This is a genomic window from Thalassoroseus pseudoceratinae (assembly GCF_011634775.1).
Classification (GTDB): Bacteria; Planctomycetota; Planctomycetia; order Planctomycetales; family Planctomycetaceae; genus Thalassoroseus; species Thalassoroseus pseudoceratinae.
The window spans coordinates 813134-830556 of record NZ_JAALXT010000001.1 but is presented as its reverse complement, the minus strand read 5'-3'; the positions used below and the strand labels follow the sequence as shown (position 1 = coordinate 830556).

The following is a 17423-nucleotide window of genomic DNA, read 5'->3' as shown; positions in this document are numbered from 1 at the left end:
GACCATCTTGCTGAGAAACCCCTGCCCGTCGACACCTCGGCGGGCTTTTTATATTCTATTGGTATGTTGCAACCGCTGAACGACATCGACGAAAACCGCTTCCAAACAATCCTTCGGGAAACGCACTTGGCAGTCCGGTCTTACTTGGCTGGGCTAGGCGTACCGACGGCCGCCGTCGATGAATTTGCCATGCGGAGCTACACCGAGCTGTATCGAAGTTTTCGACGGATGCCGGTGGATGCCTCGCCGGAGTTTTGGGTCAAGGGAATAGCCAAGAACTTGGTTCGCGAGTCCCTGTCGAAATCGCCCCAACGTTTGGCTTTGTCGGAATCGTTAGAGGCGTCTCTGTCGATGTTGCAGCAATCTGCTGTTGCCGCAGACTTTGACTCGAAACTGACCCAGTGCATCGAGAAACTTCCCGATGATCGACGGTCGCTGCTCGAGTCACGGTACGAAGTCGATACCTCAGCGACACGGCTTGCGGGAATCGTTGGTCAGACAGCGGCCGCGGTTCGGGAAACTTTGTTTCGGATTCGTGTGGGCCTCAAGGACTGCGTCACACGTGGAGCGGATCACGACTCATGAATGAACTGGATGAGTTGGTCCGCTTGCACTTGGATGATCCCGATACGCTGACCGATGAACAACTTCGCACGCTTGCCAGTGAATTTCGGCAGAATCCTGCGATTGCGGAACGTCTTAAAGACCATTTGATTCTTTCGGAAGCCCTCGCCCGGCAATTTGCAGAGAATCGGCAACGCTTTGTTGAACAGGTCAATCAACGGATTCGGTCCGAAATTGGTGTGGTGGGTTCTCAGAACAACACATCCGCGTCGCAAGACTCTTTGACCTCTTCCAACACGAATTTAAATTCGTCGGGGCGAAGAACACTCGTTCTATTTGCCTTGTTTTCAGTCGTCTGGGCGGGATGTCTCACATGGTTAGAGACGACACCCTGGGCACGCAAGATTGCGGTTGTTCAAAGCGTGCAAGGACCGGCGTTTCTGGAGCGGAGTGGTCAAGAGGTCCGATTATTGACCGGCATGCCGTTGATCGCCGGAGATCAAATTGAGACCCTCGAAGACTCGACCGCGACCATCGAATTCCCAGACAAATCAAAGTTTACATTCTCCGCAGGTACCATTGCGTCGCTTCAATCGGGATCGAACGTCACTGAAGGAATTCTTCTGGAGCAAGGACAATTGTTCGCGGAAATCCCATCGGGGAATTCCGAACGGCGAATTCGTTGTGCGACCCCGCAGGGAAGTGTCGCGGCTCTGGGGGCCCGTCTTGTCTTGACGCACGATCAAGGCCAGACAATTGTCCAAGTCGAAAGTGGGAACGTGAGCGTTTCGCGAGTTGACTCGATTGGGGAAGCCGTCGAGTTGGTTGGTGGTCAGATCGCGAACATTGGTCCGCAGGGAATGGAACTCGATGCCGGCGAGTGGCCATCGAACTCCGATGGGGTTGTGTTTGTCTTGCCGCCGAATGCTGCTCAGTCAAACACCCCGGAACAAGGATTTCAACTGTTCGCAACCGGTCCAGCAGGGCCGTTTCCGTTGCGGCCCCGACGAACCGCTCGCTTCAACGATGCTGGGGAAATGGTCTTCGACAACGGTGCGTTTTTGGCCGACCAATCCGCCGGTGAAGCAATCTCACGTGCATTAGAAAGCAGCCAAACGCTCACGATCGAACTGACCATCCAACCGGCAGAAATCTCACAGGGCGCAGCGGGCACGGTGCTTTCACTTTCCCAGGATGACGGATCGACACGCTTCGCAATTCGACAACAGGACGACACGCTTGGTCTTGTCGTTGCTGGTCCGCCGGCGGAGACCCGATTTCTATTTCAATTCGCCGATACCGAACCGCAGCATGTGGTCGTGATCCTGTCACCGAATCGTCTGAGATGTTTCGTCGCTGGAGAGTTGATTTCTGATCATCAGGATGTGGCGATTGATTTTGCCAAACGACCTGCGGAGTTTCTTGTGTTCGGTGACGATTGGCTGGGTGACAGTCCGTGGCGGGGTTCGCTCGAAGGGGTTGCGTTCTACGCACGTGGTTTGACTGTCGAAGAGATTCGTCGAAACCGTTCGCACTATCGTCTTCAACGCGAACCAAATCCGACCGCTGAGCCGAATTGATGGAACATCCGCAGGACGGCGTTCACCCCGATGCAGATCCGCCTTCGCGTTATTGTCCAGGTCGTTTGTTGCCGGCCTATGCTTTTGTGCCGGGAGTTCATCCGCATCCGGTCAGTAGCCCAAACGGTCACTCGTTTGGCGTTCATCGGCCGACGCCAACTTGCGACTTTGCGGATCCGTTGTTCCGCGAAGAGTTTCTGTTTGGCATCGATCTTTTCAACTTGGGATACTACTGGGAGGCCCATGAGGCGTGGGAGTGTCTGTGGATCGCCTGTGGTCGGCATGGACACCGTGCGACGTTGCTGAAGGGATTGATCAAACTCGCCGCCGCCGGGGTCAAATCTCGCGTGGGAAATGCAACGGGCGTGAGCCGTCACACCAAAAGAGCCGTCCAATTGTTGAGCGAAACACTGACATCAGGTGATGATTGCGGCATCGACAACATCAACGAAGCGGTGCAGTTCGCTGAGGAGTTAGGGCGTTCTCCCATTACCGATACGACACACACAACCGCTGGTCGAGTTGTGTTGTCGCTGCGACTGGTTCCATCAATCGCGTTTCGATAGCCCGGCCTTCAACAGCACTTTGCCGACTTCCCAGAATTGTTGCATGACCCGACTGGCCTTGTTTTTCGAGATGTCTTGATGGAGCGACCGCAACAACGCCGAAGCCCGAGCGTCGCCGAGAAGCGGTGTCATCGCTGGGAGCAAATACTCCTCGATGCCAAACACGCGGCCTTGGTCACCATCGGTGCAAACCGGGATCACCGCAGCGACTTGGTCTTCCAGCACTTGATTGTGATACTCGACAGCTTCGCGAATGTTGAGTTCCTTCGGTCGCTCGCCATCGGGCCACACATAGGGGGGAGCCCACTCTCGCAACGGGCGTAGTCGATCAATATGCGTGAGCACGCCTAGCACGGGGATCGGAGTCAAATCCCGCCGCGATTGGAACCAATCCTGCAACATTTTGACGACATCAGCATCCGGTTGCTTCGCTGGATTGGCCGCATTCATGACGAGCAACACCAAATCGGATTGCTTCAACGCGGTTTCCAATTCGTCGCGTTGCTTCTCGGTAAACCCGTCAGCAGCGTAGCCGACCGTATCGAGAACGGAGAGATGGTCGTTGGTTTCCGTGCGGTGAAGTTGATATCTCGTGATCGTCGATGTCGAGGGAACTAAATCGACTTGAGCTTTCTGTTGACCCAACAATGCATTGATCAAACTCGATTTTCCAGCATTGGTTTGGCCGACAAGGCAGATAGTAATTTCACTGCGTTTGGAAGTGTCCGTGATATCTTTGCTACTGTCATCGGTTGCTTTGTTTTCCGGGGTTCCAGTCGCATCGAAGTCTTCGTTCAAGCGGTCCATCATCTCACGGAACCGCTCCGCCCCGCCCGCCAGACGGCCACTGTTCAGCTCGATAATGTAAAACCCAAGCCGATGCACATAGGAAACATAGAACCAGGACAGTAAATTCTCCTGAATGTTTTCCTTGATCGGCGAAATGACCATTCGCGATGTAGCATACCGGGCGAGTACGGTTGCCGGTGCGAAGACCGCGGAGATTGGCCAGTAGACTTTGTTGAATCGTTCGTACCATTTTGGCACTTGTGAAAGGCGTCGCCAATGTTTGATCGACATCAGATGCCCGGCTGGGACGTACTGCTCGACCATTGTCGCTAGGTCTTCAAACACGAGTTGGGCAGCTGCGAGAATCTCGGGGATCGTGAGGTTCTCGACAGGATCGGAACTCTTCGGGTGGTAGATCGCAGCGATATCGGCGGCCATTTGCAACGTCAAGTCGAAATACATCTGCGGACGCAACAAGCGTTCTTGGTCGAGTTGGTCCCCATTGCGTGCAGTCCTTTCGACGATTTCCCAGGCATCACGATCACGTGGCGTCCAATGCGGAACTTGCTTCGGTTTAGGGGATGCTAGAAGATTCCAACGAGTTCGCCAGCTCCTCATCAGAACCAACGCCGAACCCCAGCAGACGGCGATCGGCACCCAAATCCATTGCGTCCAACCGATTCGCCAAAGCGCATAGCTGCCAAAACCGATGATGATCAGCCACGGGAGAATGAGTAACGCCCAAACCAGGATTAATCGCCAACGACTCACGGAGTCTCCTTTTCATTCGGAAAGGGAGTTGAATTCGCTTCGCTCGCTTGATGTTTCGCCCACAACTTATGCGCCTCGGCAATCCGGTCTTTGAGAACCTCTTTCAACTCCGCCTGAGTTGGTGAATGCCCGGCCAATCGCTGACCATAGTACCAACAGCAGGCTTCACCCAGTCCGTAGGTCGATGCGAACGCCAACGCCGCGTTGGCCGCTTGGCCGACAAACGGAATGAGCTTCAATGGCTCGCGAATCGCTTGTCTGAGCAACAACCGACCGCCCATGGCTCCGGCCATTTGCAGGAATTGTTCCCAGTCTAACTTTTTTCCGTATAGCGAACCGAGCCGCCGAATCAGTTCGGACTGAATCCCCGCGACCGCCGGAATATCGATCCACGGTAGCGGAACGGCCGCTGCGGTCGCCGCCATTGTGGATGCCCCGAGAATGAACGGCGTGGCTTGTTCCTCATGGAGTTCCCGAAGCGACCCCATCACGTCGGCCATGGTCAGAAATGTTTGTCGATAGGCGGCCGGCAATTGATCGATCAACGCCCTCTGTAAACGGTCCCCACCGAAGTCGGAGACGGTGAAACCGTCTTCGGGCAAGGTGAAGTCCAACGGCACGATCACGTCCACGAGTTCTCGGAAACGGTTCCGGTGTTCTTCAAGCCCACGTTGCAATGCTTCCGGTAAGCGATCCATGTCCCACTCATCGGTGGGAGACTGACCGAATGGGTCGGGTTCGAGGTGTTGCTCTTGCTCGGGCGGATACAACTCATGCAGACAAGTGATGGCCAGAATGATTGGGCGGTCCGGTTTGGCTTTCCGAATGCGACGGAGCGGCTCGAGCATGGGTTCCAATGCATGATCCGTGACGCGGATCGTCACCAGCATCAGATGAGCCACGTCGTCGAACCGATCGATATCTTCAGTCGGATCGTAACCAATCTCGCCGAGTCCCCGTGTATCGAGAAACTGCAAGAGTGGTTGGTCAGACGATGGGAAATCGTATCGCTGAGATTGTTTAGTTTCCGGCCGAAACCCCGTGCCAATGGCGGCGCGTTCCGCTTTGGTAAGGTATTTGATGATCGACGTCTTGCCACTACCGGTCTTTCCAAACAACCAAAACACAGGAACCGGTGTTGCTGATAGCAGACGTGTGCGTTCGGCTTGAAACGCTTCTTGTGAACGGGGACTCAATCCGCGATTCTGAAACCAACTGCGGACTTTCTGAAACATCGGTTCTCACTTCACCTCGTAGGCGGTTTTTGAAACTGGCTCCCGCGTCAGATTATATCTAACTGAATCAACGCTGTCGCCTGCCGATGGCTCGGCATTGAACGACCGCGTGAGGCCAGTACGATGGAGTGCAGACGCTTGAAACAATCTCACTGATGGAGTTTCCGCACATGTTCCCAAAAGCCGCCATTGCAGTCCAATTCCTGACGGTTGGATTCCTCCTGTCGCATCCCTGTTTCGGAGCCGAAAACGCCCCCGCGAAAAAATCTGCGAAAAAGAAGAACTCGGAAACGGAGTGGAGATCGCTATTCGATGGAAAATCGCTGAAAGGGTGGGAGATCTCGAAATTCGGTGGCGAGGGTGATGTCTCTGTCGAAAAGGGAGCGATTTATTTGGATATCGGCAACTATATGACTGGCATCCGGACGACGCAGGAAATTCCGAAAATCGACTATGAAGTTCAACTCGAAGCCCAACGCGTTACCGGCACCGATTTCTTCTGCGGATTCACGTTTCCGGTCGGCAAGGACCCGTGCAGTTTGATCCTCGGCGGATGGGGCGGCGGCGTGTGTGGGCTCTCCAGCATTGATGGACTCGACGCATCCGAAAATCAAACCACTTCGTATCGACAATTCAAGAATGGAAAGTGGTACACAGTCCGATTGCGAGTCACGAAGGAGAAAATTGAAGCGTGGATTGATGACGAGAAGATCGTCGATCAGGAACTCGACGGCAGACGTGTATCGATTCGCAGCGAAGTGGACCTTTCTAGACCGTTCGGTTTTGCCACGTTTGCCACGTGCGGTGCGCTCAAGGATATCAAAATTCGCAAGCTCAAACCTCAGAAGAAAACCAAGGGTTGATCCAAAGCGATTCGCTCCCAAGCGATGTTGGTCTGATTCATCGGACGATGAATTCAGGCGACGAGGTGTTGATTATCGGCAACGCGGTCGCGGCGTCGAAAGTCGCTCCGACTGCGTTTTTGCTGACTTTTCCAAGATCGGGCCGCTTGGCATTTCGTTTGCGACACCACTTGAGAACACAGAATTCTGTCGCTTTACCCCGACGGGCACATGCCGTTTCGAGGAATTGAACGTGAATCTCAGGCAGACAGCCGAGTTGGCCGGCCATTTCGCCGCAAAAGCCGATACCATCGACATTGTAAGCCGCTTGCGGATTGCCCGCGCCATTAATCGTTACCGCGATTGTTGCCGTCGTCGCTTGCAGTCTTGGGAAGATCGGATTCGGCATTCGGAGGCCACCGACATCGAAAAGGCTCGGCCGTGCATCGTGGAAGTCTTTGTGACCGAGATGCTGACAACCGTATGGAGCGCGGTATTCCATGCGTACGGTCATCGAACCGACGACGCTGAGATTGCCGCCGCGGCACATGATGCTTTTCAGATTCATCAAACGGCTCGACATGAGGCAATGACGTGGATGCTCCGGAATGCCGACCAACGCCCTCGAGAAATTCGCGCCATTGACGGCATCCGGCGAAAGTGTGAACGATGGACCGATGTCATGCTCGGGATTATCACCACGCCCGTCGATTGGCATCAGTACGCTCATCAGCCCGAGCGAGCCCGGGATTTTGCCGACGAGAACGCGGGTCAGGCATCTAGCGTCCGCAGTCATATGCTGTTCCGATCTCTGCGGACGGCCTACGCGACTGCCGACTACCATCATTCGCAACCCGTCCTGTTTCACGAAGAGGTCGCATCGGCATTGGTCTTGGTATTGCCGTCATCTTCACGGTTCCTCGCGAGTTCTGCTCCGATCCAGTTCCGGAGTCGGGCGAAGAATCGGACCTTCCGTTTTTCCCGTCTCATGGCGAATCGAGAGGCATCCCAATCCGACCAGGAATAAGCGAAAATGGATTTCCTCGACCTGCTGCTATCCCATTCCCGTTCACTCGTTTACGTCGGCGAAGTCGGGGTGTTCTATGTGCCGATCTTGAAATTGGATGACAAGAATTTCGGCACCGATGGCCAAACCCCGCGAGAATTGTTCGAGGCTTTTCTGATCGATCATTTCAACGCGTACACCTTGGAAGTGAGCGATACACAAGGGTTTTGGCGGCAGCATCGTCGAAGCAAAATCTTTCGAGACAAGAATGCCCGCTACGAAGTGAGTTTTCGAGGACAGGAAAACCTATCGGACTTTGTTCAGTTCCTCTCACGCATGTGCCAAATGATGCGAGAAGAAGCAATTTACCTCACGATGGGGCAAAAAAGTTGGTTGGTCCTTCCTCAACCAGCCCTTCCAGAATGACGTTGCTCCGATTCGTTGGGATGTGCTAAAAGCCACCACCGTCGGATCTCGACGGAGTCTTTTGACTGCACTCGCCAAAACGGAGTTGACGAGTATGCCACCCACATCGTCGGACACATCACGAAATCTGTTCACCCAGTTCCTGTCTGCTAAGACAATTGGTTTGGTCGCCATATCCTTGCCATGCCTCGTTTCCGTGGGGTTCCGGCAGGCTGGTGCACGCCCTACGGATTCCACCGCCAAGGTCGACCGACCGGCGTTGATGTTTGATCAGTACGCCGTCAATCTCGGCAAAGTCCCGGCCGCGAAAATTGTCCAAGCGAGATTCGGTTTCCGCAATGCCGGAACCGAACCGGTGACGATTACCGAATTGAAGCCGAGTTGCGGGTGTCTTCAACCAAAAATCGAGAAAACCCAGTACGCACCTGGCGAAACCGGCACATTTTATTTGCGGTCCGATGCGGCGACACAGGAATCCGGTCCACAAGAATACTGGCTGACCGTCAAGTACGAGGATCCGAAGCCCCGCGAAACAAAGCTCTTGTTCAAGCTAGAACTTCCAGAGCGACGGGTCACGATCACGCCGAGGGCGTTGACGTTCTATCAATTCAGTAGTCAATCGACGACGCAAACATTCACTGTCAACGATTTTCGTGCGAAGCCATTGACCGTTCTCAACGCAACTTGCAAAACTTCCCATGTCGAAGTTCAGGTGCAACAAGTTGACTCCGGTCAGAAAGTCGCTGGACCGCAAGCCAAGATTTCCGTCACCGTTGCGGGCGATGTCCCGCCGGGAATCCACGAACACGTTGTCAAAGTCGAGACCAACGACGACGTCTACCCGACACTTTGGATTCCTATCCAAGTCGTCGGCAAACCCGAAATGGCCAAGACAGGGCGAACGGCTAAAAAATCCCACTCAACGCAGCAATGACGGCCGCGATTCCGGCAAGACCGAGCAGAACGAACCACACGGGTTTTCCGTCGAAGGCGGAGCTGTCAGACGTCATATACCAGCCGCAATACGGACACTGTTCGGCGTCCTCGTAGACATCCTCATGGCAATTTGGGCATTTGACGGTGTCGAGCGGCTCGTCATCCCATTCATCCATGAAAGAAGTCTTTCTATTGCAATTGGCTCAACGACAACACTTTCGGTGAAGTCCTTCAACCGTCAGCGACGTGACCCAACCGTTTGCGGAAATAGTCTGCCTTTTCCTCGGATGACATGCGACTGAAGTTTGGCGTCGTTGCGTCCGCAGCTTCAGATTGAACTGGCTTGGGTTTCTTGGGCGACGGGCGGCTGGGTTCCTCTTGACTCTCGCCGTAGCTCGTTTGCGTCGCTTGCAGAACGAGATCGTCCTCCAACGACCGATGCGGTCGAATCTCCAGCTTTTCGAGCACAGAATGATAGGCTCGGACCGCTTCGCGTGGTTCAAGCAAACCATCAGCAATGTGCCGCAAGAATTCGATGAATGCAAGCTGACACTCTGCTTGGTTGATCTTCCGCCCAAACAATGCCGCGCGAGCACCATATTTCTTGGCTTCATAGAGAAGCTGGAACGCATCCAAAGTTGTGCCCGCGGCTCCGCCGAGCACTCCCACAACCAGATGCGGGTCGTAGGCGACCAGCTGCTCCATCGCTTTGGGACCTTGGTAAGCGATCTTCAAGAAGACCGGTCGCCCCGCCGAAGCAACACCGGCCAGCGTGCGAGCAATGACATCATTGATAAAGTCCGGCCGCTGCTCGTCGCTAACAGCTTTTGAAAGATTCGGATTGAAAACTTCCAAAAAATGTCGGAACCCCTTACGTTCCGCTTCTTCTCGGAAGCGGTTGTATTGTTCCAGGGTTTCCAGGTCGAGTTCGCAATCGTTATTGAACGTCACTGAGTAGAGACCAAGGTTTGCACCTCGTGCTCGCTCTTCCGGTTCACAATCTAAGTGTCCGCATTGGGCATGATCGAGTTGCGTCGTGCGGAACGGTTTTGCGGGAGCCTCGCCAATGCGACTCCCCCGGAAAACGTGCACGTCGGTTGTGTCATTCGCACGGATAGCCGGTGTCACATGCGAACCGTCGAACAACCCTTCCCGCAGCGTGAGTTGCTCACTCGTGCTCGTCGACATCAAAACGATATCGACAAGACCCTGACGAATGACTTGGCGAATCTGTTCGCGGTACTCAGCCAGCGTCTTGAATCGCAACTCGCCATCATGACGTTCCGGAGAAACCCCAGGAGCACCAATGCCGAACGCCATGTCTGCATCCTTGGCGTCGGCAATGACGAACTCTTTCGAGCCCGATGGGTCGGAATGAATATCATTCAATTTCCAATCCAACGATTTCGTTGGTACGTCACTCATAAATCGGCTCGCGGACTAGTAGACACCAAGTTCAATTTGAGCGTTTCGATCGACTCGGTCGGGAGTTTACAGGACCTTCTGAATTGTCTCTCGCAACACGCCAGCAGAATTGACGAGGCCCAACCGTTCTTTCGGCCAGAGATCAATTTCGATCTGCTCCATCACACCCGTACGACCGACAACTGTCGGTACTGACAGACAGACGTCATGGATGCCATAGGCGCCGGTTTGGAGTGACGACACGGGGAGGATTCTTCGCTGATCCAAGGCAATGCTATGCACAACTTCCGCGATTGAAACGCCAACGGCGAAACCGGCTCCGCCCTTCTTCTTGATCACCTCCGCACCGCTTCCGCGTGTTCGCCGTTCCACATCTTGCAGAAGCCCGGGAGTCACACCAGGAAACTTGTCAATTGGCAGACCGGCAATTTGAGCCGCCGACCACATGGCAACCATGCTATCGCCATGCTCACCGAGCATCATCGCTGAAACCTGAGTCGGCGGAACCTGCAACTGAGCGGACAACATTCCCCGAAGTCGAGTCGTGTCAAGCACTGTTCCCAGCCCGATAACACGCTCTGCAGGAAGTGACAGATCACGGACCGCTAGATATGTCAAAACGTCAACCGGGTTGGAAACCACGAAGACTGTTGCGTCTTGTTTTAGACCATGACTTTTGATATCTGCCAAGATCTTTCGGAACAACTCGACATTGCGATTGATCAAGTCGAGTCGGCTTTCGTCCGGTTTTCTCCGAAGCCCGGCCGTGATGACGACAACATCACTATCGCTTACAGCTTCCGTACCTGCAGCTTGGATGACTTGGTCGGCTAGGAACGAAGCTCCATGGAGGAGATCGAGAGCCTGACCTTCTGCAGCTTCGCGATTGACGTCGATGAGTGCGATCTCACGCACAATTTGACCAGCCTGAAGCGCGAAACCAGCACACGAGCCAACGAGTCCGCCAGCACCTATAATACTAACTTTCATGGGTCTACCTAATGCAGCGTGTTAACTGTGTGAAGAATTCTAACGGTTCATTGCAGCCATCACTTGCTCTGTGATGGCTTGAACAACGGCTTCAGTATCAACGGACGGCTGACTCGCTGATTTCGTTTGCAAGTAACCCGGATACTGAGGAGCTGGATCGAAGGCCCGTTGCTTGGGCATTTGCTCTTGATAGCCGTCGCGGAAGGCGCTGTTGCTACAGAGATCACAGTCTTCAACGTGGAATCGTGGATCGTCGAAGCCGAGCTTCTTCTTCAAATCCAGGAGTTCAGTCGACTCTTTCTCATCGAGATATTTGATCGGACCGAGTTGTTTTGCTAGCAACAAAATTCGGCAATAAGCGTCGAGAATTTCTGTCTTCCAGTAAGCTTCCTCAAGTGTTTTGCCAAAGCTAACCGTACCGTGGTTCGTCAAGATGATGGTGTTAGTGCTCTTCAGGAACGGAACGACTGTGTCAGCAAAAGCTTGTCCGCCTGGAGTTTCGTATGGGGCCAAGGGGACTTCGCCCATGAATACTTCGATTTCAGGAAGCACGCATTGGGGGATCGGTTCCCGAGCGACAGCAAACGCAGTTGCGTGCGGCGGATGGCAGTGCACAACGGCTTTGACGTCAGGACGATGCTTCATGATTGTCAGGTGAAGCAAGATTTCGCTCGTGCGTTTCCGTTCGCCGGCAAGTTGTCCACCATCGAGGTCAACCATGCAGACGTCTTCAGGCTTCATAAAGCCTTTGCAGATCATCGTCGGTGAGCAGAGGACTTCGTTTTCACCAACGCGATACGAGATGTTACCATCGTTCGCAGCAGCGAAACCCTTGTCGTAGACACGACGTCCGATCTCGCAAATCTGCTCTTTGATCTCAGGATTGTTGAATAGTGGATGGTACATAGTTTGGAGCACCTTTATTTTCTAAGCGTTGGGATTAATGACATCAATATGATCGAGGATTGCGGCAGTGTATGCGTCGATGGGTTTCGTATCCGGATGAAATGGAGCGGCTGCTTCCGCACCTTCACTAATGGCAATGTTTGCTCCTTCGTGAGCCATTAGCTCGTCAAAGACGATCATCGCCTCGCCTCGTCCGGCGGCATCGTCGTTCAAACCATCGAGTGTTAATGGCACTGTGACCGTCCAACGAGCACCAATCAAAGAGGGGTGACATTGTGAGAGCGTAAGTTTTCCAATGACTTCGCCAATTCGCATTGTTCTAGTCGCTCCATCCTTCTTGCGGACTGGGCTTCAATCGAGTGATCTCGCGGAAGAGATTTCGGATTGAATACAAAGGAATTGATCGTGGACTTACGCAAAACACGTTGGCATTCACTTGCTCTCGGGCCGCTTGAACATCGTTGGAATCCTCCACAACAACTGCCCGGACTTTCTGCTGACGGTTTGCGCGACATGCCACCTCAAAACATTGGTCCGAACACACGAGAACTCCACGAACACTCGCACGACAAATTTGAGAAATCGCAAGCGAAACAGCTTCTGTGTTCGACCCCACAAGTTCCGCTTGGCAGTTCTCGACGCCATTCGCAATTGAATGCAAACGTTGAGCGTCACTAAGAATCAACAAGGACCAGGGAGACGAACACTGAACTGTATTGGTAACTTGGGTGGCAGCTGCCCGTTTCCAACTAATTTTCTGTTTGCGAAGATAGTCGAGGGCCGTTGGTGTCAGGACTGTTCCCTGAGCGATCTCAATCGCATTGGCTAATTCGATGCTCTTGAGATGCTCTTCGGTAAGAACCGGATCTGACAGGAACTGCGTTGTGCTGGTTGGACTAGGCGCCGTGACCTTGTCTGCATCTGGGCGTTGCCGGGATTGCAGCAGATCCGGATCGATTCGCTTCAGTACGTCGCGAACGACTTGGTCAATGAACTGAGTTGAATCAAGATCCGGCTGGATCACAGGAAAGCCTCGTAATAGTTGGGAGTCGCGTTAGACGGAATCAATAGCTGCTGCTTAGCGTGTCGTGGATGTGTCTTTGACGGTCAAGTTTTATTCGGAATCTGGCGGATCAATAATACCCATGACCGCCCATCGCACCGGCGTTTGATCGGACTGCATCATTGTGCGAACTTCTTTACCGTCGCTTGTGATCAGCACTTGGTCGCCATGTGAACATCCAAGGTTGTCGATGGCGAGAAACGGGAATCCATCAAAAGCACCGTTTTGCCCAAGCGGCTGCACGACGAGCAGTCGCCATCCTTGCATCGCTTGGTGTTTCACACTCGAAGTTGCGTGTCCGACAACCTGGGCCACATTCATGGATGCATGCCCTTCCTAGACGATATTTAGTGAACCCGACAACACACAGCGTCGTTGACGAGTGAAGGTCAAAGGATTTGTCACGCCTTCACCAGTTGGTGTCGCAATACTAAATGAGAGATAGCCTTCACCTCCGAGACCAAGTCCTGCCATTGACGGTCCGTTCTTGACGAACAGAGTTGTGTTCATCACGCGGCCCATGTACGTCATGGTGTCGACATTACGACTATGAATAATAGCCGTGTGACCAAAACCGTGCTCGTATTCCTTTGCGAGTTCAATGGCATGAGCGGCATCCCGAGTTCTGACAAACGGAACACAAGGCATCATCTGTTCTTCGGACACGAACGGGTTAGATTCATCGCACTCTGCGAAGAGAATTTGAGTTTCTTTTGGAATGCTCAGCCCGATTTCCTGAGCAAGCACTGAGGCATCCCGCCCAATCAGGTCTCGGTTGAGAGCGAACTTCGTGCGTCCTGTTTTAGGGTCTTGAGTCGGCTGAAATGCGACGCTCGTCAACTGATCAAACTGAGACTGAGACAGGCGATAGCCGCCATGCTGTTCCACTGAACTCATCAATTGATCGAAGATTTCGTTGACTGCGAATACTTCCTTTTCACCAATACACAATAGGTTGTTGTCATAGGCCGCACCCGCAACGATGGAAGTTGCCGCTCGATCTAAGTCGGCAGTTTCATCAACCACCACCGGTGGATTACCAGGACCGGCGACAATTGCCTTCTTCCGACTAGACAAAGCTGCACGAGCGACACCCGGTCCGCCGGTAACACACAACACTCGGACGTCTCGATGGTTGAAGATCTGTTCTGCGGTTTCAAGTGTCGGTTCAGCGACGATCGTCACAACATTCTGAAGACCAGTTTGCTGTTCAATTTGCTGATTGAATCGACGAACACCTTCGGCGGCAATCTTTCGTCCGCTTGGATGCGGGTTGCAAACCAGCGAATTCCCGGCGGCAACCATGTTGACAATGTTGCCGGCAAGAGTTGGCAACGAGTGCGTTACCGGCGTAATAGCACCGATGATACCGAATGGAGCATACTCGGTAACTGTTAGTCCGTTGTCACCACTGACACAATCAGCCCGCAGCCACTCCGTTCCCGGCACGTCTTTGATGATCTTGAGTTTCTCAATCTTGTGCTCGAGTCGGCCAATCTTTGTTTCTTCAAACTCAAGCCGGCCTAGTTCTTCTGCTTGCTCGAAGCATGTCTGTTTGACGATCTCGATGATCTTCTTGCGAGCTGCCATCGGCGATTGAGACAGTTGCTCAAAACCGGATTTTGCAGCGACAATGGCAGACTCCGCATCACTAAAAACTCCATACTGTCCAGATGAAGAGCCATTGGAATGATTTTGAGTGATCTGATGCCGCTGGCGAGCGCGACTCGCAGGTTGCTTCCCAAGTTGAGCTAGAACTTCTTCGACGACTTGCCGAATCGCTTGTTCATTTGCTTGAACCATTGTGTGACCTGTTTAGTTATTGTCTGAGCGAGAGGCGACTTCAGTGACGACGCCTAGTTATGGTTGTCTGTTTTCTTGAAGAGAGCTAATTCGTCTTGTCGACGAAGCCATTGCGAGACAGATCGATGGGTTGGGAAAATCAAGACCATTAGTACCAAGATGATTCCGACCGCAACGAGACCAAGCGGATGACATTCAATGTAGTATGCGACCAAGTTCAGAAATGCGGAGCCTTCCAACAACGCGTACTGAATGATTTTTTGAATCTGTAACGGAGCAATCCGTGTCTGTTGACTTGTGGAACTCTCGTTGTTGACCGTATCAGTCGGCGGGTTGTTCTGTGATTTCGATCGAAGAAGCGGTCCCAGCAAACTAGGGATCAGCAAGGTTAACGGAATGGCAACAATGGCTTCTGCCAGAGCATAGTTAGTGAGGTTCGGAGGTTTAGCTGGCGTCCCAGCTTTTTGGATCAACGTAAACCCACCAAATACGACAACGCCGAACATCAAGCTTGCACAGATAATCTGCAGAACCAGGACGGCTTGATTGAGGTTGTCTGTCTGGTTGTTGTTTGAGTTGGTGTTCACTATGAGTCCGTTCCCGCGTCAAAAATTGACTGTCCTTGTACTGTAACTGTATCAACAATTCCGATGATCGCGGCATCCACAGGCAGTGATTTCGTTTCCGGTATGAACCGGGCACTCGACCCTTGGACACACAGTACGGTTTCCCCAACCCCTGCCCCAATTGGATCAACGACGACAAACGTCCTTCCGGTCGGTTGAAGATTGGATTTGTCCTGCTCGTTGACACGAAGCGGTTCGACAATTAGCAGTTTCTGCCCAACCATGGCTTGCACCTTGTGCGTTGAAACTAGGCTGCCGGTGACACGTGCGACGAACATCTGTTACTTTCAGTCAGTTGGTAGTTGACTACGAGGCCGTTTGATTGATGTTGTCGAGTGTTTGACGAGCGACAACCAACTCTTCGTTTGTTGGTATCGTCCAAACATCGACAGAACTGTCGTTCTTCGAGATTTTCGCCTCTCCGCTTGCGGAATTGTTTGCCGTCTCATCCAGTGCTAGACCAGCCCACTCCATTTCCAAGCAAACTTCAGACCGAATGAAGTTACTGTTTTCACCGATGCCTCCGGTGAAAACGAGCACATCAAGTCCACCTAGCAATGCCATATAACCACCGACATAGTGACGGATCGAGGATACTAGGTGATCTAAAGCAAGTTTCGCTCGCTCATGACCCTCGCTTGCTGCTTTCTCCAGGTCTCGCACGTCGCTGCTGAGTCCACTGAGTCCCAGCAAACCTCCTTGGCTCGACATTTCAGTCAGTAGTTCCTGCAATGTCTTTCCCGACTTCTTCAACACCAGTGGGAGTGCGAAAGGATCAAAGTCACCCACCCGATTATTGTGAGGAAGGCCGGTCTGTGGACTCATCCCCATGCTAGTTGCGAAGGATTGACCGCCTTTAGTCGCACAGATGGAACTACTGCCGCCAAGATGGCATGAGATGACTTTGAGATCATCACGCTGCAGTTTCTCGGCAATCCGTTGACTAATGTAGCGATGGCTAGCCCCATGAAATCCCCAACGACGAACTTGATAGTCGGCCGCCCATTCATATGGGACGGCGTATAGTCGATTCTCAAGCGGAATCGTCTCGTGAAATCCTGTTTCTAGTGCCGCGACTAACGGTAAGTCTGGAAACGCTTCTTGCAGAGATCGCATGGCACGCACGTAAGGTGGGTTATGTGCTGGTGCGATTTCAGAAAGATCCTCCATTGTTGCGAGCAGATTTTCGTCCACTCGTCGAACGCCACTTAAATCTCCCGCGAAGACAGCCTTGAATCCAATACCGACAACCTCATCGATTGATTGGAGGCATCCTGAATCCGCATCAGTCAGCGAGTCGAAGCAGATTTGAACCGCTGCAGCGTGATCCGGGATGGTTGCCTCGAATGTCGACGTTTGGCCGGCACACTCGATTTCGACTTGACTCGTCGGACTACCAATCCGATCAATTCCACCACGAGCAATTTGCGACTCAGTATCCATCTCGAATAGTCGAAACTTGAAACTCGTCGAGCCAAGATTCGCGACTAGTACTTTGCCCGCAGACATGGGAATCCTTTCTTGGGAACGGCGTGGCAGCTGATTCGTTGGACCTTCACGAGGGCCTCGGTCGAGGCCTACAAAAAAGTTTTGAGGAGGGATGGCTCTGGACGTGGGATCAAGTGAGCACTGACAAGCTCACCAGACTGTGAGGCAGTCGTTGCACCGGCATCGACTGCAGCACGGACGCTACCGACGTCACCCTTAATGATGGTCGTGACAAATGCGCCACCGATTTGCACTTGCTTGACGAGACTGACGTTTGCGGACTTCAGCATTGCATCCAATGCTTCGATTTGAGCAACCAGCCCTTTGGTTTCGATCAACCCAATTGCTTCGTTCATGACTCGACTTTTAGTTGGAGTTTCGGTTGTGTTTTCCGTGGTCTCTTCGTT

The 17423-nt window shown here is 53.0% G+C and carries 22 protein-coding genes; 7 read left to right on the top strand and 15 right to left on the bottom strand.

Annotated elements, in window-relative coordinates; translation table 11 throughout:
• Positions 1-63: 63 nt before the first annotated feature.
• Genes G6R38_RS03030 through G6R38_RS03020 form a run of 3 tightly spaced genes read left to right on the top strand, consistent with a single transcriptional unit; the run spans position 64 to position 2710 of the window.
• Positions 64-585 (top strand): hypothetical protein, encoded by a 522-nt coding sequence (locus tag G6R38_RS03030; RefSeq protein WP_166820192.1) that lies wholly within the window; start codon positions 64-66, stop codon positions 583-585.
• Positions 582-2144 (top strand): LamG-like jellyroll fold domain-containing protein, encoded by a 1563-nt coding sequence (locus tag G6R38_RS03025; RefSeq protein ID WP_166820191.1) that lies wholly within the window; start codon positions 582-584, stop codon positions 2142-2144. The genes G6R38_RS03030 and G6R38_RS03025 overlap by 4 nt, the downstream gene beginning before the upstream one ends.
• Positions 2144-2710, top strand: a complete 567-nt coding sequence (locus G6R38_RS03020; RefSeq protein ID WP_166820190.1) for a DUF309 domain-containing protein — start codon at positions 2144-2146, stop codon at positions 2708-2710. Before G6R38_RS03025 ends, G6R38_RS03020 begins: the two co-directional genes overlap by 1 nt.
• Here G6R38_RS03020 and G6R38_RS03015 read toward each other — a convergent pair.
• Both G6R38_RS03015 and G6R38_RS03010 read right to left on the bottom strand, forming a co-directional pair.
• Positions 2693-4270, bottom strand: coding sequence for a GTPase (locus G6R38_RS03015; protein ID WP_166820189.1), 1578 nt, complete (start codon positions 4268-4270; stop codon positions 2693-2695). The genes G6R38_RS03020 and G6R38_RS03015 overlap by 18 nt on opposite strands.
• Complete coding sequence (locus G6R38_RS03010; RefSeq protein WP_166820188.1) at positions 4267-5505, bottom strand: GTPase family protein; 1239 nt, start codon at positions 5503-5505, stop codon at positions 4267-4269. The genes G6R38_RS03015 and G6R38_RS03010 overlap by 4 nt, the downstream gene beginning before the upstream one ends.
• Positions 5506-5675: 170 nt before the next feature.
• Between G6R38_RS03010 and G6R38_RS03005 the strand changes: the two genes are divergently transcribed.
• The gene (locus G6R38_RS03005; RefSeq protein WP_240928045.1) at positions 5676-6368 is read left to right on the top strand and encodes a 3-keto-disaccharide hydrolase; all 693 of its coding nucleotides are present in this window, start codon (positions 5676-5678) and stop codon (positions 6366-6368) included.
• A gap of 37 nt (positions 6369-6405) precedes the next feature.
• Here G6R38_RS03005 and G6R38_RS03000 read toward each other — a convergent pair whose 3' ends face one another.
• Positions 6406-6915: a hypothetical protein gene (locus tag G6R38_RS03000; protein WP_166820186.1), complete on the bottom strand. Its 510-nt coding sequence runs from the start codon at positions 6913-6915 to the stop codon at positions 6406-6408.
• A 21-nt stretch (positions 6916-6936) separates the two neighbouring features.
• Here G6R38_RS03000 and G6R38_RS02995 point away from each other — a divergent pair, with 21 nt between their 5' ends.
• The 3 genes from G6R38_RS02995 to G6R38_RS02985 all read left to right on the top strand — a co-directional run bounded on the left by G6R38_RS02995 (position 6937) and on the right by G6R38_RS02985 (position 8713).
• Positions 6937-7374 (top strand): hypothetical protein, encoded by a 438-nt coding sequence (locus G6R38_RS02995; protein WP_166820185.1) that lies wholly within the window; start codon positions 6937-6939, stop codon positions 7372-7374.
• A 6-nt stretch (positions 7375-7380) separates the two neighbouring features.
• Positions 7381-7779, top strand: coding sequence for a hypothetical protein (locus G6R38_RS02990; protein WP_166820184.1), 399 nt, complete (start codon positions 7381-7383; stop codon positions 7777-7779).
• 94 nt (positions 7780-7873) lie between these two features.
• Positions 7874-8713, top strand: a complete 840-nt coding sequence (locus G6R38_RS02985; protein ID WP_166820183.1) for a DUF1573 domain-containing protein — start codon at positions 7874-7876, stop codon at positions 8711-8713.
• Here G6R38_RS02985 and G6R38_RS02980 read toward each other — a convergent pair.
• From G6R38_RS02980 to G6R38_RS02925, 12 genes are all read right to left on the bottom strand, one after another.
• On the bottom strand, positions 8685-8891 hold the full coding sequence (locus G6R38_RS02980; protein ID WP_166820182.1) for a zinc ribbon domain-containing protein: 207 nt from the start codon (positions 8889-8891) through the stop codon (positions 8685-8687). The two genes, G6R38_RS02985 and G6R38_RS02980, sit on opposite strands and share 29 nt — an antisense overlap.
• Positions 8892-8946: 55 nt before the next feature.
• Positions 8947-10140, bottom strand: coding sequence for a beta/alpha barrel domain-containing protein (locus G6R38_RS02975; RefSeq protein WP_166820181.1), 1194 nt, complete (start codon positions 10138-10140; stop codon positions 8947-8949).
• Positions 10141-10206: 66 nt separating this feature from the next.
• Positions 10207-11130 carry a malate dehydrogenase gene (locus tag G6R38_RS02970; RefSeq protein WP_166820180.1) on the bottom strand — a complete coding sequence of 308 codons (924 nt, stop codon included), beginning with the start codon at positions 11128-11130 and terminating at the stop codon, positions 10207-10209.
• A 39-nt stretch (positions 11131-11169) separates the two neighbouring features.
• Complete coding sequence (locus tag G6R38_RS02965; protein WP_166820179.1) at positions 11170-12036, bottom strand: class II aldolase/adducin family protein; 867 nt, start codon at positions 12034-12036, stop codon at positions 11170-11172.
• Between the two features lie 21 nt (positions 12037-12057).
• Positions 12058-12351 (bottom strand): EutN/CcmL family microcompartment protein, encoded by a 294-nt coding sequence (locus G6R38_RS02960; protein ID WP_166820178.1) that lies wholly within the window; start codon positions 12349-12351, stop codon positions 12058-12060.
• A 4-nt stretch (positions 12352-12355) separates the two neighbouring features.
• Entirely contained in the window at positions 12356-12652 is a 297-nt protein-coding gene (locus G6R38_RS28350; RefSeq protein ID WP_390881370.1) for an RpiB/LacA/LacB family sugar-phosphate isomerase, read from the bottom strand.
• Between the two features lie 498 nt (positions 12653-13150).
• On the bottom strand, positions 13151-13420 hold the full coding sequence (locus tag G6R38_RS02950; RefSeq protein ID WP_166820176.1) for a EutN/CcmL family microcompartment protein: 270 nt from the start codon (positions 13418-13420) through the stop codon (positions 13151-13153).
• Between the two features lie 15 nt (positions 13421-13435).
• Positions 13436-14902 carry an aldehyde dehydrogenase family protein gene (locus G6R38_RS02945; protein ID WP_166820175.1) on the bottom strand — a complete coding sequence of 489 codons (1467 nt, stop codon included), beginning with the start codon at positions 14900-14902 and terminating at the stop codon, positions 13436-13438.
• A gap of 53 nt (positions 14903-14955) precedes the next feature.
• The gene (locus G6R38_RS02940) at positions 14956-15489 is read right to left on the bottom strand and encodes a hypothetical protein (RefSeq protein WP_166820174.1); all 534 of its coding nucleotides are present in this window, start codon (positions 15487-15489) and stop codon (positions 14956-14958) included.
• Complete coding sequence (locus G6R38_RS02935; RefSeq protein ID WP_166820173.1) at positions 15489-15806, bottom strand: EutN/CcmL family microcompartment protein; 318 nt, start codon at positions 15804-15806, stop codon at positions 15489-15491. The genes G6R38_RS02940 and G6R38_RS02935 overlap by 1 nt, the downstream gene beginning before the upstream one ends.
• A gap of 28 nt (positions 15807-15834) precedes the next feature.
• Positions 15835-17037, bottom strand: coding sequence for an acetate/propionate family kinase (locus tag G6R38_RS02930; RefSeq protein WP_166820172.1), 1203 nt, complete (start codon positions 17035-17037; stop codon positions 15835-15837).
• Positions 17038-17105: 68 nt separating this feature from the next.
• Positions 17106-17372: a BMC domain-containing protein gene (locus G6R38_RS02925; protein ID WP_166820987.1), complete on the bottom strand. Its 267-nt coding sequence runs from the start codon at positions 17370-17372 to the stop codon at positions 17106-17108.
• Positions 17373-17423: the final 51 nt, after the last annotated feature.